28 protein-coding genes are annotated in these 17,124 nt (G+C 53.8%); 15 read left to right on the top strand and 13 right to left on the bottom strand.

What is annotated here, in order from left to right:
• Positions 1–124: 124 nt before the first annotated feature.
• From HBO10_RS29625 to HBO10_RS29610, 4 genes are all read right to left on the bottom strand, one after another.
• Positions 125–439 carry a hypothetical protein gene (locus HBO10_RS29625; RefSeq protein ID WP_169904042.1) on the bottom strand — a complete coding sequence of 105 codons (315 nt, stop codon included), beginning with the start codon at positions 437–439 and terminating at the stop codon, positions 125–127.
• Positions 440–630: 191 nt separating this feature from the next.
• A complete protein-coding gene (locus tag HBO10_RS29620; RefSeq protein ID WP_169904043.1) occupies positions 631–963 on the bottom strand; it encodes a hypothetical protein in 333 nt (110 codons plus the stop codon).
• Positions 964–1,297: 334 nt separating this feature from the next.
• Entirely contained in the window at positions 1,298–1,492 is a 195-nt protein-coding gene (locus tag HBO10_RS29615) for a hypothetical protein (RefSeq protein WP_116827127.1), read from the bottom strand.
• A 193-nt stretch (positions 1,493–1,685) separates the two neighbouring features.
• A complete protein-coding gene (locus HBO10_RS29610) occupies positions 1,686–2,126 on the bottom strand; it encodes a hypothetical protein (protein WP_169904044.1) in 441 nt (146 codons plus the stop codon).
• Positions 2,127–2,245: 119 nt separating this feature from the next.
• Here HBO10_RS29610 and HBO10_RS29605 point away from each other — a divergent pair, with 119 nt between their 5' ends.
• From HBO10_RS29605 to HBO10_RS29585, 5 genes are all read left to right on the top strand, one after another.
• Positions 2,246–2,437, top strand: a complete 192-nt coding sequence (locus HBO10_RS29605; protein ID WP_169904045.1) for a hypothetical protein — start codon at positions 2,246–2,248, stop codon at positions 2,435–2,437.
• 473 nt (positions 2,438–2,910) lie between these two features.
• Positions 2,911–3,573, top strand: coding sequence for a hypothetical protein (locus HBO10_RS29600; RefSeq protein ID WP_169904046.1), 663 nt, complete (start codon positions 2,911–2,913; stop codon positions 3,571–3,573).
• Between the two features lie 47 nt (positions 3,574–3,620).
• Positions 3,621–4,823: a hypothetical protein gene (locus HBO10_RS31150; RefSeq protein WP_222937100.1), complete on the top strand. Its 1,203-nt coding sequence runs from the start codon at positions 3,621–3,623 to the stop codon at positions 4,821–4,823.
• 270 nt (positions 4,824–5,093) lie between these two features.
• Positions 5,094–5,618: a hypothetical protein gene (locus HBO10_RS29590; RefSeq protein WP_169904047.1), complete on the top strand. Its 525-nt coding sequence runs from the start codon at positions 5,094–5,096 to the stop codon at positions 5,616–5,618.
• A 188-nt stretch (positions 5,619–5,806) separates the two neighbouring features.
• Positions 5,807–6,097, top strand: coding sequence for a hypothetical protein (locus HBO10_RS29585; protein ID WP_011923066.1), 291 nt, complete (start codon positions 5,807–5,809; stop codon positions 6,095–6,097).
• Positions 6,098–6,547: 450 nt separating this feature from the next.
• On the opposite strand, the gene HBO10_RS29580 is transcribed toward HBO10_RS29585, so the two are convergent.
• The gene (locus HBO10_RS29580) at positions 6,548–7,246 is read right to left on the bottom strand and encodes a DUF4262 domain-containing protein (protein WP_169904048.1); all 699 of its coding nucleotides are present in this window, start codon (positions 7,244–7,246) and stop codon (positions 6,548–6,550) included.
• A gap of 185 nt (positions 7,247–7,431) precedes the next feature.
• Here HBO10_RS29580 and HBO10_RS29575 point away from each other — a divergent pair, with 185 nt between their 5' ends.
• The gene (locus HBO10_RS29575) at positions 7,432–8,085 is read left to right on the top strand and encodes a hypothetical protein (RefSeq protein WP_169904049.1); all 654 of its coding nucleotides are present in this window, start codon (positions 7,432–7,434) and stop codon (positions 8,083–8,085) included.
• A 192-nt stretch (positions 8,086–8,277) separates the two neighbouring features.
• On the opposite strand, the gene HBO10_RS29570 is transcribed toward HBO10_RS29575, so the two are convergent.
• On the bottom strand, positions 8,278–8,598 hold the full coding sequence (locus HBO10_RS29570; protein WP_169904050.1) for a hypothetical protein: 321 nt from the start codon (positions 8,596–8,598) through the stop codon (positions 8,278–8,280).
• A gap of 89 nt (positions 8,599–8,687) precedes the next feature.
• On the opposite strand from HBO10_RS29570, the gene HBO10_RS29565 reads away from it, so the two are divergent.
• On the top strand, positions 8,688–9,020 hold the full coding sequence (locus HBO10_RS29565; RefSeq protein ID WP_169904051.1) for a hypothetical protein: 333 nt from the start codon (positions 8,688–8,690) through the stop codon (positions 9,018–9,020).
• A 7-nt stretch (positions 9,021–9,027) separates the two neighbouring features.
• On the opposite strand, the gene HBO10_RS29560 is transcribed toward HBO10_RS29565, so the two are convergent.
• Positions 9,028–9,312, bottom strand: a complete 285-nt coding sequence (locus HBO10_RS29560; protein ID WP_169904052.1) for a hypothetical protein — start codon at positions 9,310–9,312, stop codon at positions 9,028–9,030.
• Between the two features lie 242 nt (positions 9,313–9,554).
• Here HBO10_RS29560 and HBO10_RS29555 point away from each other — a divergent pair, with 242 nt between their 5' ends.
• The gene (locus HBO10_RS29555) at positions 9,555–10,259 is read left to right on the top strand and encodes a hypothetical protein (protein WP_169904053.1); all 705 of its coding nucleotides are present in this window, start codon (positions 9,555–9,557) and stop codon (positions 10,257–10,259) included.
• Here the strand turns inward: HBO10_RS29555 and HBO10_RS29550 are convergent.
• A complete protein-coding gene (locus HBO10_RS29550; RefSeq protein ID WP_169904054.1) occupies positions 10,256–10,582 on the bottom strand; it encodes a hypothetical protein in 327 nt (108 codons plus the stop codon). The genes HBO10_RS29555 and HBO10_RS29550 overlap by 4 nt on opposite strands.
• 238 nt (positions 10,583–10,820) lie before the next feature.
• On the opposite strand from HBO10_RS29550, the gene HBO10_RS29545 reads away from it, so the two are divergent.
• The 7 genes from HBO10_RS29545 (at position 10,821) to HBO10_RS29515 (ending at position 14,529) form a co-directional block, all read left to right on the top strand.
• Positions 10,821–11,237, top strand: a complete 417-nt coding sequence (locus HBO10_RS29545; protein WP_169904055.1) for a hypothetical protein — start codon at positions 10,821–10,823, stop codon at positions 11,235–11,237.
• Between the two features lie 58 nt (positions 11,238–11,295).
• On the top strand, positions 11,296–11,499 hold the full coding sequence (locus HBO10_RS29540; RefSeq protein WP_169904056.1) for a hypothetical protein: 204 nt from the start codon (positions 11,296–11,298) through the stop codon (positions 11,497–11,499).
• Between the two features lie 252 nt (positions 11,500–11,751).
• Positions 11,752–12,183 carry a hypothetical protein gene (locus HBO10_RS29535; protein ID WP_169904057.1) on the top strand — a complete coding sequence of 144 codons (432 nt, stop codon included), beginning with the start codon at positions 11,752–11,754 and terminating at the stop codon, positions 12,181–12,183.
• 406 nt (positions 12,184–12,589) lie between these two features.
• Positions 12,590–12,892, top strand: coding sequence for a hypothetical protein (locus tag HBO10_RS29530; RefSeq protein ID WP_169904058.1), 303 nt, complete (start codon positions 12,590–12,592; stop codon positions 12,890–12,892).
• Between the two features lie 86 nt (positions 12,893–12,978).
• Complete coding sequence (locus HBO10_RS29525) at positions 12,979–13,779, top strand: hypothetical protein (protein ID WP_169904059.1); 801 nt, start codon at positions 12,979–12,981, stop codon at positions 13,777–13,779.
• Positions 13,780–13,946: 167 nt separating this feature from the next.
• Positions 13,947–14,249: a hypothetical protein gene (locus HBO10_RS29520; RefSeq protein WP_169904060.1), complete on the top strand. Its 303-nt coding sequence runs from the start codon at positions 13,947–13,949 to the stop codon at positions 14,247–14,249.
• Between the two features lie 91 nt (positions 14,250–14,340).
• Complete coding sequence (locus HBO10_RS29515; protein WP_169904061.1) at positions 14,341–14,529, top strand: hypothetical protein; 189 nt, start codon at positions 14,341–14,343, stop codon at positions 14,527–14,529.
• A gap of 48 nt (positions 14,530–14,577) precedes the next feature.
• Here the strand turns inward: HBO10_RS29515 and HBO10_RS29510 are convergent, their stop codons facing one another.
• From HBO10_RS29510 to HBO10_RS29490, 5 genes are all read right to left on the bottom strand, one after another.
• A complete protein-coding gene (locus tag HBO10_RS29510) occupies positions 14,578–15,261 on the bottom strand; it encodes a hypothetical protein (protein WP_169904062.1) in 684 nt (227 codons plus the stop codon).
• A gap of 18 nt (positions 15,262–15,279) precedes the next feature.
• Positions 15,280–15,651 (bottom strand): hypothetical protein, encoded by a 372-nt coding sequence (locus tag HBO10_RS29505; protein ID WP_169904063.1) that lies wholly within the window; start codon positions 15,649–15,651, stop codon positions 15,280–15,282.
• A 91-nt stretch (positions 15,652–15,742) separates the two neighbouring features.
• Positions 15,743–16,084, bottom strand: a complete 342-nt coding sequence (locus HBO10_RS29500) for a hypothetical protein (protein ID WP_169922243.1) — start codon at positions 16,082–16,084, stop codon at positions 15,743–15,745.
• Between the two features lie 119 nt (positions 16,085–16,203).
• Entirely contained in the window at positions 16,204–16,692 is a 489-nt protein-coding gene (locus tag HBO10_RS29495) for a hypothetical protein (RefSeq protein ID WP_169904065.1), read from the bottom strand.
• Between the two features lie 32 nt (positions 16,693–16,724).
• Positions 16,725–17,099: a hypothetical protein gene (locus HBO10_RS29490; RefSeq protein WP_169904066.1), complete on the bottom strand. Its 375-nt coding sequence runs from the start codon at positions 17,097–17,099 to the stop codon at positions 16,725–16,727.
• Positions 17,100–17,124: the final 25 nt, after the last annotated feature.

The raw sequence follows: 17,124 nt of genomic DNA, 5'->3' as shown, positions 1-17,124 counted from the left end.
TGAGGGAGAGTGCCGAGCGTGAACCGTTGGAGAGCCCGATCTAGACGAGCGATCTCGTTTGTGACCTTAGCGGACGCTGCATTAGCTGCTCTACGCTGGGCAGGCTTCATCTTGACTTGACTCTTTAGCTCAGGACGATTGAAACAGAACTGTTAGTACGGCGCATGACTTCGTCCTGTTGCTTCTGCGAGGAGGCCTTAGCTAACTCAACAGGGTCAGCATCGCTGACGATTGAGGCGACGACACCATACTTGCGGCCTTGCTTGCGGAAGAAGTCGAACACCTCCAGTTCCGCAGGCTTAAGCATTGCGAAGTTATGACCATGCAGCGGGAGCGCCTCAGCCAGCTTCGCGATAACAGAATCTGGAATGAGCCCAAGTTTGGCAACCAGCTCTGGTGGAAAAGCGCGTGCATTTTTGGCAGCGGTCGAATTATCCATCGGTCGATTCCTGTAGTTAGGGCTGTATTGGGGAGCGGCCTGGCATGACGTTTGATTTCCCGATGAAGGTCAGGCTATCCCGGTCAATCGGTACTCCAGGCCACTCCCCAATCCAGCCGTTGTTGAGATGGTAATATTTTACTGCGCTTTACACGTGCCACCACCCTGCTCGTGGAGCATTCTTTTCAGTGCTAGCCTGGCGTGTTGGTTTGAGCCTCAATCGAGGCAAGGAATTCGGCAGAAATACTCGGAAGTATCTGGCTATACACAGTCCAGACTGTGTACCCATCCTGCCGTTGGACGCTCAATTTCCAATCCGAACGCAAACTGATCGGAACGAGTTCATTCGTCTTTTTGCGGTCCCCAGTACGCATATTTTTAGCGACCTTGAGGTAAGGTGTTGCATCTGTGCCAACCAGTTCAACAGTCGCTCCGCCATATGTCTGCAAAAACACAACGCCATCATCCTGTACAAGGAAGCGATCCGCTTTCGCGTCAATGCAGAGTTCCAGTGCTGATTTCATACTCTTTACCTATAAATTGAAGTTACTGGCAGGCAATGGAGTTGGTTGAGGCGGTGTATCACCGACGTAGACGAACTCCCGAGCAAGGTGGTCCCAAAGGTAACCGTGCTTGTAGGCCTCAGCACGAACGCTGTCTACCCTGTCGCTCATACAATTCACTGGCTGGCGAATAACCGCCCTGCACTTCACTTTGACCCACTCTGGCAAACTCATACCTCATCCCGCCCATATGTCCATTTTGATGGTGACAGTAAAACTGAGTACGCCGCGTGCCAGAAGCACCTAATGGTGAAGTGTTCACGATACATCACGGCGTACTCGATAGGCTTTTCGCTTATTCCTCCCATTCGATCACATCCCAGTCGTAACTGATCTCGCAGCCATCGCCAGCGGTACGCCAGGTGCAGTCACCCTCATCTACCCTGGTGAGCTTCTCTTCAACGGTTGCCTTGGTATTCCAGTGGCGAAGCTTGCACAGGACGGTCGTGCCTGGTGCTGGAAGTCGGTCTTTTGCAGTGATCCATGCCATCGGTTGATTCCAGTCAGTTGTGGTTCAGCACCAAGAGGACGGCGCTGATAGAGAAAACACAATACCGCCTAGTCTGGCGTGCCTGAAGCCATAAAGCGGGGCTGAAAATCTGTTCAACCGACATGGATACGCAGGGAGCATCGGAGCGCCTTCAGGCTGACCCCTTAAGGGACAAAGGGCTGACGTTTCGGGATTAGCTAGCTGTTTGAGTGAAGATGCTGTCGTAAATCCCAGCTGTCAGAACCTCTTTCAATCCCTCAGCGAGGGCAGAAAGGGACACAATTTTGGCCACTTCAGCCACTAGAGCAGAGAAGGTGCCGCCTGAAGGCATGTCCTGGACAACTCTCAACAGAGCAGTGCGCTGAGAATCATTCAGGGCCACACCTGAAACCTTCTCTACCATGCCGGCAGCATATTCAGCATCACCCTGCCCGAACGTTACTCGCTGCACAGGCGCTGCCGAGATCGGCAAGTCACTAGCAGCGATGGCACCACTCTCAATGCCTTCCAGGACATTGACGAATGCCGCGTCTAGACGGCGCTCATCACGAACAAAATCTGCAATCTGGCTGAGCTTCTTTGCGTCCACTGCTGTTACCTCTGATTCAGAAACGAGGGATTTGAATTGGTTCAAGGATATCCCAGCTTACAGAATCGCGCTGCTGGACAATCCGCTGCTGGATCGGGGCCCCGTGGGCTTCTGACACACCTATTGACCACGATAATGGACGCCACAGCAGAAAGGGGCATCAGATGGTCATCAACGAGAAAGAAGTGAAAAAAATCGAGGCTTATGCCTGCGCTCGGGATTTTCGTACTGGCAAGCGGACTCGTATGCGCGACTGGCGTGTAACCGTTCAGTTCGTAGATGGCCACGTATGGAACGACGGTGGCCACGGCACCCGTAAAGCTGCTCTAGCCTATGCCCAACGCTATGCACGCTGAACGCCGCGGCAGCTGCACTGCTCCTTGAGATTGCTCCGCCGTTACCAGTTGCTGGTGGTGATCAAGCCAAGGCATCGGATTCCGCACACCGGTTTTGACTCTGTTCTCTGATGTTCCCGCGTTAGTTTATTAACCATCAAGTTGGGGTCGATGCTTCTGGCACACCAATATGCCCCGCAGTATGAACGTCCCGAATTCGCTCTGGAACATGCCATGCGCCCCATTCATTTGTACGAGAACACTCGGTTGAGTCCCACCGATGAGCACCCTCAACCACCCGGTGAGTTTTCCCCCTGTAACTGTGGACACCCAGGACCACTAGGCCGTGAACGTTGCGGTGCCGATATGGCAGCATTCGCAGTTCGCTGCCCGGGCTGCAACAAATCTGTCCAAGCGTTCACTGAACAAGCTCTGCCCGTGAATTGGAATGCAGTGAGCCGTAAACACGCCCCCGTCCAGCCGGCGGTTTACAAATGAACGCAGCGCCGGCTAAGCGGCGAGAGCGCGCAATCGAATTTACGGGCCAGAAGGTTCGTGCATTCCAGAACGGTGCCAGCAACGTCACTAGACTGATCGTTAAAGGCGCTGCACGACAGTGGCTGATCGACCAATCCCCAGCATGGGTTGCGAGCCACGCTGATGAGCTCTGCCCCTTTGGCCAAGCTGGGGATCTGCTTTGGGTGCGCGAAGCCTGGAGCCAGGACTTCGCTAACCATTACCCTTTCACCACCACTTGGTATCGCGCGGATGACGATCGCAGCTATGAGATAGATGAAAAGGACGGAGTCCGAGGCATCTACAGTCCAGAGCATGATGAGCACGTACCTTTCAGGTGGCGCTCCAGTCGTTGCATGCCGCGGAAAGCAAGCCGACTGACCCTCGAGATAACCGGGCTCAAAATTCAACGCCTACACGACATCAGTGATCAAGAGATCATCGGCGAGGGCGTGCGTCAGGCGCGTGATGGCAGCGGGTGCTGGGTTGGCCGTGAAGGCCCCCGACGGTTAATGACCCCATGGCTGACCGCCCGCGAAGCCTTCATCGACCTGTGGGAAGAGAAGCACGGCCCCGGCAGCTGGGAGGCAAACCCCTGGGTTTGGTGCATCGAGTTCAAGAGACACATCAATGGCATCTAACCGACTGCCCGTAGCCTCCCCTACAACCCACACTCACGAGGTGCATCATGACTGACATCCAACGCTGGATCACCGTGCCTTTACCGCTCACCGTTGACATGGAAGTGGCATTTGCAGAGGCCTGGTACTCCAAGCGGCGCTGCATTGATGACGTTGAAATGGCTGATGCCTGGGAGGCGGCATGCAATGCTGCACCTGAGTCGCCCCAGGATCCACGCACTGAATCCCTCCAGCGCCAGGTAGCTCGACTTAACGACATGGTTCTCAACACCGGTAAGGCCCGCGAAAAGCTTCAGGCAGCAAACGATGAATTGCTTTCCTTACTACGGGAGTCACTGGCCCGCGACGATGCAGGGATTTACAGTGTGTCCATGACGCCGTCCTACCGGGATCGCGTGCGCCAGGCGCTACACAAACACGAAGTTCGCCGACCGGGCGTAGCTACCCTATTCCAAGAAACGGCTGATCACTTCCAAGAGGCCCTCGAGACTGAGCGCCCAGGTTCCGAGCAGATCCGGGGCATCCTTAACGACACTATCGCTCGAGCAGAGGCAGAACGTGATGCTGCACTCGCTCAACTTCAGGCCCTTCAGAATGAACCGGTATCGGTGAAGCTGATTGTTGTGCACCGAGGCAATGAAGTTGACGAACCTATGGTGACCTTCAGCCCCGAGTTTGCCCGGCAGTTTGATGCCCTCCCCGCCGGAACAGAGGTATGCCTGTACACCAGTCAGCCGTCGCCTCGTTTCCGCGGTGAGGGCCTGGCCCAGTTGGCGTTTCCGACCATGCTTCGGAAAATGTGGTCCGGTAGTGACGTTCAAGGTTGGCTTAACGAACAAGGGCCGGTCTATGTATGGCCCTCGCTGCAAAGAGCCTCATTCCAATCGCGCGTGGCACCCTGGCTGGTCGAGTGCTTTGGACATGCGATCGCCCAAGACACACAAGAGCGCAACCAACGGTTTCTTGAAGAAGCCCTTGAGTTGGTTCAAGCATGCTCCTTGACCTCAGACGAGGCTCACCAGTTGGTCGACTACGTATTTGGACGGGATGTTGGCGAGCAGTCGCAAGAGGTGGGCGGCGTTATGGTGACACTGGCTGCTCTCTGCTACGCCAACAGTCTGGCTATGCACCAGTCCGGCGAAGTAGAGCTCGATCGAATCAGCAGCCCAGATGTGATGGCGAGGATACGTGAAAAGCAGAAAACCAAACCAGCATTCAGCCCTCTGCCTGGAGCTCACCCTGATCGGTGAAAGGAGCATTGATGGACTCGATTACGGATGCGATAGACGCCAAAACTACAGCGCGGTGGACCTTCGCATGTTCGCGTTGCCCCTGGAACGGATTCAAACCCGAGGTGACCGTCATTGGTTACTTCGCAGACTGTCCTGAGTGTGGATGTTCTTGCACTACGGACGAGCCCACCCATGAACCGATATCAGCACAAGCTGACAACAACTGACTCTGGGATAGCCCTGCCTGTCCTGGGCGAACCATGAGCATGTAATCAAAATTGGATGATTATGAGCAATCAAGAAAACTTGGTGAGAAATACAGTTTTGTCCTGCACCCTTAACTTAGGGGTCGGTGTTCTATGTATTGCTATGCTGTCCGGGCTCATAGCTGTAGTGCCCGCTATCGAGCAATGGCGAGCCCAAATGTGGGAGCACGTGTCGGGAATCATCACCGACGGCGGCACTAGCTTGATGCCCGCGGCCTACATTCAATGGGTAACCTTCCTAGTCGCGGCCTGGTCGCTGTGCATCGCATTGAAACTGGGTATACAACATTCCCTATGGTGCATTCCCTTTGGAGTGCTGACATTAAGCTCAATTCTACTGGGCGTGATTCCGTCGTATTACGCGATGATGTCAGTGTGCGGAGAATGGACACGGGACTTCATCTCCACTCAACCATTCGCCATCAGGACTGCGGTGGGTTTAGTTACCATCCTTCCCGCCCTAGGCCCTATTCTGTTGTTAACCTGCCTAATAGCGATTTCGTGTGGTGGCGACCCTGAACCGAACAAGCAAGCGGCAGAACAATGATGGAGAGGCCCGATTTAGTCTGGATCAATGACTCCCCGTCAATGACCATGCTAAGCTGATCTACAGTCAAAGGGCCTGTTAATGACTGATCAAAACCTAAACTTAGTTATAACCCATGAAAAAGCCTGTCATCGCCAATCACAAGTTGACAACTTTTAGACACCCATAATTTTCCCAAGGAGAGTGTCATGTTTTACAAGAGTTTGTTGAAAGCGTTTGAAGCCGGGGAGCTGGCGATAAATATCGATGATGCTGATAATTCGATAGTGGTCACTAGCCTTAAAGGTTCTAAACTTATCAACCTGAAAGCTAAATTCTTAACTGAAAAGGAAAGGTTTTTCTTAGCTGAGTCAGCTAAATACTTCACAAAACCATGCAATCCAGAGGAGGCTATGCAAAGAGCTCTTAAGGACCTCATCGAGGATTGCGACAGAACGATTGAGCGAGCCCGGCCCTATCTAAAACCTAGAGTCCGCTGAGTCAGCACTAAGCCTTAACAGTCAGGTACTTTTAATCCTAATATCGAGTCGGAATAAAATGTCGAGATCATTGGCAATGGTTGAATTTGAGGATGGCCGTAAGCTTTACCTCATTTATGACTGCACCGTTTGCTATGCCTTTCGCCCCCTTTTTGAAACCGCAAAAGCTGCCTGGGATTGGTACGTAGGCGGTAAGCCCGATATTCCGGAGCCACCTAACGCATCGAGCACAGAACTACCGGTAATCGTAACCACGGACGTGCATTTCGAAGGGCAGGAGCGCTGGCAGTACGAATCGAGAGCTTCAGCCGATTCAATGTGGCTGACTGGGCCGCGAAATTTTGAAGAGCGCATGGATGAGCTGAGTCGATACGATGGGCCCTGCGACGGGTACTACTCGTCTTAAGAGGAGACAGGCAGCCCAATTTGAGGGCCACCTGCAGGGCTGAATCAATGCGAGGCAGGTTTTTTAGGTGCAGGGAAGCGCGGCTGCAGAAATGCCTGCTCGTAGCCTTCTTCATCTGGGAACAGGTTGTGTTTGTCTGCAACCAAAACCTGATAGACCCGCTCGACCTCACCACGTACATCGCAAACATGCGTCTCCATGGCCGCTGATGCGTCAACTGGCACGCACTTCGTACGCAGGCCCTGCCCGGGCACTGATGACAATTCGACGAGGTCGGTGCGCTCTTGCTCAATCACCTCGCCAGCCTTTGCCAATTCAGCGTATACGTTGACCATATAGGCATTCAGCTGATGATCCATCCCGGCCATCGAGATTAGCTCAAACCCAACGGTGCCAGTCAGGCCGACTGAATAGGCAAACGATGGAGAATCGTCGCCTCCGAATACTGGTTTCACTGCATAGCCTTGAGCGCCGATCGCCCCATCGATCTCCGCGGCCATGCTTGGCCCAAGCAAGGAAATGCGAATAGCCCGGACCACATCGACAAGGTTTTCCTCAGTCACCAGTCCATCTTGTACCAGCTGGTTGAGGTGGAAGCCTACGGTCACCGATGGCGCGAGCTCAAAGGTCATATTTGCCGCAAGCGTACTCATCTGGAAGTCATTGATGTGATTAACGATGCCAGGCACTTGCAGCTTGAGGGCGGCGATTTGAGCAGGTGTAGCTTCGGGGAGGTCGTTCATGGGTACTCCGGAACTGTGCGTTTAGTGTCTCAAGTTGATGTCACTATTTTGCCCTGCCCAGCCAGTGCCAGAAGCATCAAAATAAATTTTGATGAGTTCGTCTGTGGTTGCATTTCTACCTGTCGATATACTCAACCCCACTTGGCGCGATGATTCGCCTGAAATCCGATCTGATGGAATGAACCATGTTCTACGAAGACATCAAGACAGCCATGCTCGCCGGTAAGCTCAAGGTTGGCCTTTACCCGCGGAACAGCATTTCGCACCGCGATAAGATATCCATTGAAGCTCCAGGTCTGCTCGGCATCAAGGCGAAGCTTCTGACAAAGGCTGATCGGTTGGCGCTCGTTAATCTGGTGCATCAAACCGCCGGTGATGCAGCGCGTGAGTTGACGGCTTCGACCGTTCAGCAATGGCTTGAGGAACGCAAAGCCGTGCTGTTAACCGGTAAAGCTGCCAGCGGCAAAACCACTTTCCTTCAAGCCGCACTGCCCAACGCAGTTTACTTGAATGGACGCACGTCGGATTGCTCGAACGCAAACTGGTTCTGGTACCAGGTGAGCAAAGACCCACACCTCCCCGTGGTGATCGATGAGCCTCAAGCGTTCCCTGTTCTGGTTCTCGGCGAGATCCTCAAGATCATCAAAGAGCAAAATCGTGGATACGTGCTGGTTAGCCAGGCCGAGGGTGGTTCGGGATTCACTGAGCTATGGGCGTTGATGACAACGGCGCCGGTCGGTTTCCCTGGCTACCCTCAGATTGACCCCAATTTTGTCTGGGTCAAATTTCAGCGCAGCCGAGATGTCACCACTGCCATGTGGGTCGGCAAGATCGTTTAATGCAAAGCCGCGGGAGGTGATGGCAACGGTCTATGTGCTGACCCCTTGAGATTGGCATCGCAATAGGAGACCAGGGCAGCATCTAGATTTATCAACCACCGTGGCCGCATCATGCCGCCTCAATTGGTCTCTATATGCCACCCATGTCATCTGAGTGCGATCATCACCACGATGCTGATGATTAGAGTATCTTCAACGGATTGTTTTCAGTAACTCGATCGCCGTTTCAATCGCTCTGTCAGACCGATCGACGATCGCGAAGATCCTTTCGACGGAAGGAGAGAACAAGCCGGTTCCGATCAAGCTAATGTTGAAAGGTGCGCCCTGATCTACATTCGCTTTGGCTTTTTCCCACCCGCCTCGCTCATCTGCGGCCTTGACCTTCCCTTCGAGGATGCCAGCAATGGCAGTGACATTGAAACCGTCATTGAACAAGGATTTGATTCCCAGCAATGTAGCCAACTGCATCTCGTGACTCATGTGGCTTTCAGTGGCCGTGGTAGCTGTGTTCATGTCCGCAAAACCTCATGTTCTAGATCTGTTGATGCTTTCTCTTTGGACGCAAGATCGGGCTAGCCGAGCCTGAACTCAGGCAGACCGCCATGATGCCAAAGGTTATCCGCCTGGCAACTCAAACCCCCGCAACGGAATTCATTCCAAGTGAAGCCTGCAGCTGGTGGCACATCCAGAGCGGACCGACACTGGAAACCATCAAAACACTGGAGACCACGATGGATATCAAAGACACCTGCTGGAGCCTGGATCAACTGGCAAACTCTACAGTAATGGCCCAATCGAACCGGGAAGCGGCCAGCTCTGCTTCTAATGCGATCCTTACCCTTCGCAATATGCTGGATCTGCCGGCAAGCGCAAAAGTGGATGATATTGTCGCGAAGGTCCATCAACTGATGCAGCAGATCCCCAGCGCCAGCTAATTCAGACCTACTGCTGGACGGTGAAGGCCTTGGCACTGCCACCCACCGAGAATCCAGCATCGCAGTGACCTTTGGGGTCTGGCATTTTTTGGATGTCGACCATCGACAGGCCATTAGCCCCGCTCTTGTAAGCCTTCATCTTCAAGCCCGTCAGGATGTAGTTCTCATCTGGCCCTAAGTCATTTGCATCGCTACCACAAGCGGCCGCCATGACAGAGCGAACCCCAATGGCGCCCTCTGGAATTGACTTGTAAACCTGAACCGATCTGACAGCGGTGTTTTGTTGGGCCATCGCCGTATCGTATGCAGAGGACTCAACGCTAGCCGGGCTTGCGGTGCAACCCACCAAGATTAATGCCCCAGCTGCGGAAACGAGAGTGAAGCCGAATCTGCTAACTGCAGGCGACGAAAACCGATTCTGGTGCATTGTCAGTCATCCATAGAAGAGGCAGGCCAGTTTAAACCCTAGGGGGTTCTGGCACACCTAGGCCAACGTGATGATTAACCCATCAATTCACTCACGGAACTGCCCATATGATCCCTACCCAGCATATCAACGAACCAGGCCAACCAGTGTTCATCAAGTTCGAGGTTCAGCGCTGCATTCGTGTCATGTACGGCATCGAATCTCAATACATTCCAATCGACCCGCGCCAAGTGGAAGGTGTACTGGAACCAGTTCGCAACGAAGTGAGCCTGGCCGAACACCCTAACCTGTCTCTGATCCTGTCCCAGCAGCCTGGAGGTGCTCAGATGGCCATGATCGACCACTGTGACGGCGACGTATACCTCAGGGCTGATGCAGGGCAGGATCCACACTCCGAGGTGAGTATGGCCCGCTTCGCCGGTGAGGCCTGGCGCGTCGTCGGGTATGAAGATGGGTTTCCGGACGAGCCCTATCAGCTCATGACGTCGGAGAGCATGCTGGCGGCCCAGTCCGTATGCAATGGACTGCTGGCGCTGCTGAAACCTGTACGCGTTGCCATGGGGATGGATGGTGGCGCTCACACCTTCATCTTTACCGATCGCCCGGCCGAGGTCCTGGTCATGGACAGTGCCCATGCGGCACAAAGCAAAGAGAGTGGCACCCTCGTGATCAATAGCCCATACCTCGGGCACGAGAATGAATATGCCGGCGACGTATACCGCGGTAATCTGGCTCGTGACGCAGTCACCCATTTCTGGCGGCAGGTCGAAGCGCACGAAGACGCTAGCGCTGAAATGCTTCCAACTCCTTAATGGCGCCTCGCCTTCCACAATCCTGCGCTGGATGAGGTTGTCTCTCCGGCGCTTTCTGGCTGTAAGGTCTGAACAGCTTCAATCTGAAACTGTTTGGTCCGAGCATCACCCTGGTAGATGCCACGCTCCACTTGCCATAGGTAATTGCGCCACTCATCTTCCTTACCATCCTCATGCGGTACGTTGCGGCCATGGACCTTCAAATCCCGCTTGAGCTTGTCCCGACTCGCCGCATCCATCGCATAGTTGAGAATTTCGTACCCATCCTTCAACTTGTCAGAAACCTTTTCTTCCAACAGTTTGCTCAGTTCTGCCTTATTCATCGCAGACCTCGAATGAATGGTGAACACCATTAGATGCCGGTGTGATCTCTATTTCAGCGTAGGCCTGAGTAGCCCGGTGTCAATCCATCCCGTTAAACAGCCCAGGCGACCCTAACTGCCGGCAGCAAGGGCACACTTTGGGCTAAAGCTACCTAGGCTAGAAATGATGACTCTGGGTGGTTCTGGCACGGGTTAAAGGGCCAGAGAATTGCTCCATCGTTAACCCAGGAGCAAAACTATGAACACGCAAGCCGAGACACTTCAGACTGTCGCTGCCATCGCCGGCGCTGTCGTCAGCACCACACCACTCTTCAAGCACTTCTGCTGCGCCATCTGTGAAGACACTGGCCTGGTAGCCACCGAGCATCAGAACGAGGCTGGCGAGTACCTCAACGGTCGCTGCTGGAACAGCTGTGAAGCTGGCAATTCAGTGGTGTGGAGTTCCGAACAAGAACAATGGGTCAAACCTTCGGATCAGGTTCGATTCACGCTGCGCAAGAACGAGGGCAGCTCTAAGAAGCCTTGGCTCGTCGAAGACACCCATGCAGACCCCGCTCAAGATCCGGTCATCTATCACTTCGCTAGCAGGCTCAAGGCAGAACGCTTCAAGTCGGACATGGAAACTGAGTACGGATCCAAGCAGCTGGACGGCTAATCGTGTGTAATGTTGGCTTTACCCCTAAACACGCAGCAAAGTGAAAGGTTAACCGTCAATGACACCAGAAGAGCGCACCGCCCTACTGAACGCCTTGTCAGATGAGGTAAAGGTGCCCTGGGAAACCAACTGCGCCGGTGAGATTTTTGTGGCGGGAGAGTCCGAGAATGGCACCTTGCGCATCGGTCATTTCCAAGGCGACGCTGCCCTGTCGGCATACGTAGTTGCGATGCATAACTCGACATTAGCGAATCAAATCTGAGCTTGGGGTTTGATCATGGCATCTGTATCGAGGACCTGAACGCCGGCGACACAGTGATCATTTAAGATCCTGGATCCGACGCAGATGGCGCTCGAACCACTGTGTACTGGATCGCGCCCGATACGAAGATGGTCTCAATAATTCCCTACGGTTTGACAGACACCCGGGAAGTCTTAGCTGATGGACTTCAAAAGGTCGTAGCCTGCATTGCCCGGACAATATAATTCAGCATACAGAATCGGACTCACTACCATGACTGCAGTTAAGCTCTCGCCAGGCGAAGAAGCGCTGATCGCTTCCATCATCGAGCACATATACCCTGACCCGCAAGCAGGAACGGTTCTGCCGGTTGAGCCTGGAGAGAAGCGTGCGGCTCAGGGCCTGGAGCGAAAAGGTCTCGTGGTCTTAGGGGTCGACGATCAGAACAGGGATCAGATGACATTTACGACTCTTGGTCAGGCAACCTACGAGCTTTTCAATTCTGTCGCGCGTAATGGAGACGCGAGCCCCGGCAAGTCGAAATTAGTCCAACCAGGCGGGCTGAAACCGCGCCTGGTAGGCACGATAAAAGCCGCGGTTAATACTGCGGGCGTTGCCTCCACGTGCGATTGGCTGGTTAGCGAAGGTCACGCTTCTGATGCCGGTCACGCCCGCGAGCTTATCCGGAGCGCCTGCGGATCTTAGCTACTGAACCCCGACACTAGGCACACCACCTCAACCTGATTACAGACTAACCCCACGTCAAGTTATAGTGTTATGAAGAAATCGATACGTTGGAAATAGTCATTCCATCAAAACTAAGCGAGCGGTGAAACTGCTATGGACGTGGTTAGGAAACTTTACTTCAAAGATTTTAACAAGACGAAAACGGGAATACTGGGTATTAAAGAGTCTTCAACTGAAGATTTGATGGACGATGTTAATCAATGGCTCGGCCGTACAGGAGTAGCATTGATCAATGTAGAAACTATTTATAGGTATGAGATGACCGGAGTTGCAGTATCATCCGGCTTCACTGGCGTTAGAGTTTGGTACCTTTACAACGCGAAGTCTTCTCCTGCCCAAGACGCCACTGGCAACTAGGTAAAATATGAGCAATCGAAAAACACTGATTTATGCTGTCTGCGGCGCAACGATTGGCATCGCTATCGGCCTGGCTGGTAAGGCGCTGATCCTTGAGCCATATTTCGCTGCAAAGCATGCGGCCGCAAATGCTGCACATCAAGATCAACTCAACGCGGAAAACCGCCAACGAGATGAACTTACAGCCGCTGAGCTTGAAAAGCTTGACCCTCGCTCAAGGAAGGCCGCCTGCGAGGGCTACATCGGTGGACTCAAGGAGCAAAACATACCGATTTCTGCGCTGATTTCTTCAGCTTGCGCGGGAACCTAGGTCCTGCCCCTGCCCCTGCCCCTAAATTTACTGTCTCACTATACTGGCACCCGGTAATACTGCCCCTAAATGGCTAAGGACAAGTTGTGTCACTGAAGCGTATTTCCAACGAGCTCGAGCAGCTCTGTACCGTCAAGGATCTGTTCGTATACGAGGTTCCCGCTGGAGATCGTCGGGAGGTCTATCCGGTCATCACTGAGTACACCCGTACATCCCCAGAATCACGGCACATGGGCCACTACGAGTTTTACAGGGCGCGCGCAGTCCACCCGGCAGCCAGCGGATCCTCATTCCATACCTGGAACAATCAGGTGTCGGTCGTAATTTGCCATCAAACCCAATGCGTGAAGTTCGGGCCTACTGGTCAATTGATAATGCACAAGAAAGGTGTAGGCCTGGGCCCAGCACTCATGTCCAACGTAATCGAGTGGCTTACCAAGCAGGATGTTGCCGGCTACACAATTGAACCCGGTTCCCTTGCCGATATCGACGCCAGCACTGAAAAAGCACGCGAGCAGCGCAATCGGTTCTACATGGCTTTCGGCTTCGTTCTTTCCAATCACGATCAGAGCAAGACAGGTATTGAAGTCATTGGCGGGAGCTTCACTGCAGAGTGCGTGGGGGATCTGCTCGTGCCTGATCGCTACCAAAGCCGCTTGAAGCCCTGGTTCGGATTTGAGTCCGATCTGCGCGATGAGCGTGAGTGCGGTGTTAAGAGCCTGGCCGAGCTTAAGCTGATTGATCGGTGGACCTATAGCGCCAGCAGCTTGTGTCGGTGGATCTTGAAACAGCTTGGATGGCCTGCTCACTTTACCACCCGACATATGCACAAGCGTAAGAGCTGGGAACCGCATCCAATCAAGACATCTGCACAAACCCCAGATTGATCGCAAACAAATGCCAAACGGACAATTCTCGAGTGAGGATGTCCGTTTTCCTTTTGGGGTTGCGTCCCCGCCGGCGGTTTAAATTTGGGGCCATGCTTATGAGTTGCATCGACGTGGCATGATCCGCACGCTTGGCAGATCAAGAACTGCCTAGGTGCTAGACCTCCATGAAACGCCTTTCCCCCAGTCAACTCATCCTCTGTGCCCTCATCGCGGGCAGCATTTCGGTCATTCTCACCTCACCGGCTAGCGCCAGCCAGGCTGCGCGTGACCGCGGCCCATCACCTACCCCGGCAGCATTCGCTGCCTGTGTTAACCACAAACTCGGCGATCGAGTAATCGTTAAGACTGCAGCTGGAAAGTCGCTGAATGGAACCTGCCGTAAATACCAGGACAAGCTGGCCGCGCGCACTCATATCCGGCACAAGAAGGACAAGGGTTGGTGGAAGACTCTGACCTCGTGGATCTGATCGGGAGCTCTGCCTTCCATGATGGTGGCGGCACGCCCCTCTCCAGGTGAGCATTACCTCAACTTAAGACTCTTCGATTGTGAGTGTCCACATGGAATCCATCGCCTTCCGCTGCTACATGATTGGTTACGCTGCCCGCCTGTTGCCGCGCATTGTGCGCAAGATCATCAGCAAGACCGTATTTCATCGGGCCTGGCTTGCGGGTCACATGGGTATTTTCGAACAGGATGGTCGTCAGCATGGGGTTACTGACCGTGTTGGCTTTCAGTACCGCAAGTAAGGAATGGAAACCGTCAACCTAGGAAGAGGTTCACTCGCCCTGACTCACCTAAGCTGGTCGTTTGAATGGCTTCCAGTTTTCCTGCGACTCAATGTCAATGGCTTGCCCGGCCGGCGTTATTTTGAATAGCGCCTTGTGACTACCCACCTGCAGTAGACCCTTTTTGACCAGCCCCCGCGCGATGCCGAGAACTATCATTGGATCTGGGTAATAGGGCCGTCCAATCCAGGGCTCGAATGAGTCTAATGACTCATGAGGGCTCTGCTGGCAAAGGTGCAGGATCCGCAGCGCGGTGATTGATAATGGCTTGTCAGTTACTTCAGGGCGAGGCTTCACAATCTCTACACCTTGGACTGCCCGGGCAACGCGGCGACCTTCGGTAGTCATTCGAACGAACAGGCTCTGCAGACTGCCGAGGCCGATCAGCCGGTGCTCAGTGAGGATCAGCCCACGTTTCTCTAATGAGCCCCATGTGGACCCTGTGCCGTGACCGACGAGCTCCATAGACTCCAAAGCCACCCGCAGAGGGCCGTCATAAGTGAGCTTGCGAACCCTCCCATCGGGACCGTACTCAATCCACCGCCAATCTGACGCCGCCCTGGCACCAGGCCCCGAGTTCGCGTCCTCGGCGGATTGATCAAGCTCATAGGCCACAACGAGGTATGCCTGCTGGCGCTTGTTCAGCGACCTTGCGATATCAGTGATGCGCGCGATAAGCTTTTCATTGGCCATTGATGTCCACGCGGGCTCCTAAACGGCGGCCTTTGTCAGCATTTTCAGATAGAAGTTGTACATCTCAACGAATTCCTCTTCGTAGCAGTCATCACGCGAATCGGGGACGTACGCGATATCTAGGCTCACGGACGGATGGATGCGTGCCCGATCGCGATAGATAGCGGCAGAAAATTCACCCAGGGAGTCGTAGTAGCGCCCCTCTACCTCAATGACCGAGTGAGCCCAGGCTTGGAATCCCTTCTTCACAGCAGTGACAATTGTTCTGTGAATGCCTCTCTCAGATAGGAGATCGTACAAAGCTGCTGCAAAAACCGAGCAGGTATCAACTTGAGCGTCTTTGCGTGCACGGCCTAGCTTTGCTGCAAGGATGACCCTTTCGATGTCCATCTTGGGCACTCAATTACCATAAACGAAAACTGTAGTCCCGCCACTCTGCGGCCCCAAAGGCCGGCTTCTCAGGGAGGCGATAAACCAAAAATTAGCCCGAAACATCAAAGGGCTGGTTGGCAGCAGGCCCACCCGGGGCACCTGAAGCAATGTTGTGGCTTTTGAGCCAGGCTTTGACTTTGCCAAGACTGTCGGCGTTGCAGCTCGCCACCGAGAACACAAAACCTGTCTGCAGCAATACCAGCAGACTCCGATCATCGAACGCGAACAGCATGAAATCGGCAGACTGTTCGTGGTGGATGATTTTGGCGGTGCTGGCAGCTTCGGGGACAAGCCAGTCGAAACCCCGCCCAGCCTCTGGATTCACGGCATTGGTAAGCTGTATCGCCCGGCGCTCTTCTCCAGGAACAGGGGGCCGTCCAGACGCAAGCATCGAAGCGTCGAACTGGGCTAGCCGATCGAATAGTGACTGTGGCACTGAATTGACCTCATGGTGCTTGCATGTAGCTGGTTAGGATAACGCCTCGGCAGGGGTCGCCCATAGCAGATGCATCATGCCGGCTGACTGATCTCGACCCTTTCCCATCTGAGGACGCTGATCGCTTTGAACTGGCTAATACCCAATGAACCACGCTCATTCCTACTCTTCGAGCCTGGCCTGGTCAGCAACGCCTCGACGTCTGGCCTTTTGGCTTCGTAGATCTGGAAGGCGTTGTAGTCGCCATCAAGCAGAACCAGCATCACAATGTCGAAAGGTTGTTTCAGGTCGATCGATCCGAGCCTACCCCCTCGCATGCGGGGGTTCGGGAAGTACCGGCCCTTGATCTGGATCTTGATCTCTACTCCATCCTTGGTCTCAATGGCGTCAAAGCCAGCCGTTCTGGCTTGTTCCAACTCCAGACCGAGGATTCGAGATGCCTCGTATTCCGCCACCTCGCCGGTGACGCCCAGGGGCTTGCCAGTCAAATGGTAGTAGCGCCTGGCTAGCGTCTTAGCTTCGCGGAGGATCTCGTAAACGTCGTCTGGTTCTTCCATCTTCATGACAATTTGCTTCCTAGGAACCACAGCTGAATCTAAAAGCGGGAATGCCAACGGCCTAGGTTGTCATGGATGGAGGTGCTTTTGTCCATTTCTGATTGAGCAAGCTCGCTCAAAAACGGAGAGGACTCTACAAACAGGCGCCGTAGCTCACCTTGAAGAATCGAAGCGCTCACTTTGCAGCTATTGAGCAAAGCAGCTTCATCACTCGTTACGGAGGCAAGCTGAGCCTCTCCCAAACTTTGGGAAGCAAGATCTCTCGCCTCACGCTCAAGCTCAGAGCGCCGAGCCTGTACCGCAATGATTTGCTCCTTCAAATTCTGAACACGTTCATCTGCATCGTCGATTTTCTGCGACAGTTCAACAGCAGATGGATTCTTTGGCAGAAGGGTCTTGAGCCAGTGATTCATACGATCGTTTCCTGAGTGGGTGTCT

Source organism: Pseudomonas sp. WS 5503 (assembly GCF_012985385.1).
GTDB classification, from domain to species: domain Bacteria; phylum Pseudomonadota; class Gammaproteobacteria; order Pseudomonadales; family Pseudomonadaceae; genus Aquipseudomonas; species Aquipseudomonas paracarnis.
Note: the sequence above shows the minus strand (reverse complement) of the source record. Positions and strands in the feature narration are given on the sequence as shown.

Coding starts and splice junctions, on each gene's coding strand:
- HBO10_RS29625 (WP_169904042.1), bottom strand. CDS start 439: ATGGATAATTCGACCGCTGCCAAAAATGCACGCGCTTTTCCACCAGAG.
- HBO10_RS29620 (WP_169904043.1), bottom strand. CDS start 963: ATGAAATCAGCACTGGAACTCTGCATTGACGCGAAAGCGGATCGCTTC.
- HBO10_RS29615 (WP_116827127.1), bottom strand. CDS start 1,492: ATGGCATGGATCACTGCAAAAGACCGACTTCCAGCACCAGGCACGACC.
- HBO10_RS29605 (WP_169904045.1), top strand. CDS start 2,246: ATGGTCATCAACGAGAAAGAAGTGAAAAAAATCGAGGCTTATGCCTGC.
- HBO10_RS29600 (WP_169904046.1), top strand. CDS start 2,911: ATGAACGCAGCGCCGGCTAAGCGGCGAGAGCGCGCAATCGAATTTACG.
- HBO10_RS31150 (WP_222937100.1), top strand. CDS start 3,621: ATGACTGACATCCAACGCTGGATCACCGTGCCTTTACCGCTCACCGTT.
- HBO10_RS29590 (WP_169904047.1), top strand. CDS start 5,094: ATGAGCAATCAAGAAAACTTGGTGAGAAATACAGTTTTGTCCTGCACC.
- HBO10_RS29585 (WP_011923066.1), top strand. CDS start 5,807: ATGTTTTACAAGAGTTTGTTGAAAGCGTTTGAAGCCGGGGAGCTGGCG.
- HBO10_RS29580 (WP_169904048.1), bottom strand. CDS start 7,246: ATGAACGACCTCCCCGAAGCTACACCTGCTCAAATCGCCGCCCTCAAG.
- HBO10_RS29575 (WP_169904049.1), top strand. CDS start 7,432: ATGTTCTACGAAGACATCAAGACAGCCATGCTCGCCGGTAAGCTCAAG.
- HBO10_RS29570 (WP_169904050.1), bottom strand. CDS start 8,598: ATGAACACAGCTACCACGGCCACTGAAAGCCACATGAGTCACGAGATG.
- HBO10_RS29565 (WP_169904051.1), top strand. CDS start 8,688: ATGATGCCAAAGGTTATCCGCCTGGCAACTCAAACCCCCGCAACGGAA.
- HBO10_RS29560 (WP_169904052.1), bottom strand. CDS start 9,312: ATGGCCCAACAAAACACCGCTGTCAGATCGGTTCAGGTTTACAAGTCA.
- HBO10_RS29555 (WP_169904053.1), top strand. CDS start 9,555: ATGATCCCTACCCAGCATATCAACGAACCAGGCCAACCAGTGTTCATC.
- HBO10_RS29550 (WP_169904054.1), bottom strand. CDS start 10,582: ATGAATAAGGCAGAACTGAGCAAACTGTTGGAAGAAAAGGTTTCTGAC.
- HBO10_RS29545 (WP_169904055.1), top strand. CDS start 10,821: ATGAACACGCAAGCCGAGACACTTCAGACTGTCGCTGCCATCGCCGGC.
- HBO10_RS29540 (WP_169904056.1), top strand. CDS start 11,296: ATGACACCAGAAGAGCGCACCGCCCTACTGAACGCCTTGTCAGATGAG.
- HBO10_RS29535 (WP_169904057.1), top strand. CDS start 11,752: ATGACTGCAGTTAAGCTCTCGCCAGGCGAAGAAGCGCTGATCGCTTCC.
- HBO10_RS29530 (WP_169904058.1), top strand. CDS start 12,590: ATGAGCAATCGAAAAACACTGATTTATGCTGTCTGCGGCGCAACGATT.
- HBO10_RS29520 (WP_169904060.1), top strand. CDS start 13,947: ATGAAACGCCTTTCCCCCAGTCAACTCATCCTCTGTGCCCTCATCGCG.
- HBO10_RS29515 (WP_169904061.1), top strand. CDS start 14,341: ATGGAATCCATCGCCTTCCGCTGCTACATGATTGGTTACGCTGCCCGC.
- HBO10_RS29510 (WP_169904062.1), bottom strand. CDS start 15,261: ATGGCCAATGAAAAGCTTATCGCGCGCATCACTGATATCGCAAGGTCG.
- HBO10_RS29505 (WP_169904063.1), bottom strand. CDS start 15,651: ATGGACATCGAAAGGGTCATCCTTGCAGCAAAGCTAGGCCGTGCACGC.
- HBO10_RS29500 (WP_169922243.1), bottom strand. CDS start 16,084: ATGCTTGCGTCTGGACGGCCCCCTGTTCCTGGAGAAGAGCGCCGGGCG.
- HBO10_RS29495 (WP_169904065.1), bottom strand. CDS start 16,692: ATGAAGATGGAAGAACCAGACGACGTTTACGAGATCCTCCGCGAAGCT.
- HBO10_RS29490 (WP_169904066.1), bottom strand. CDS start 17,099: ATGAATCACTGGCTCAAGACCCTTCTGCCAAAGAATCCATCTGCTGTT.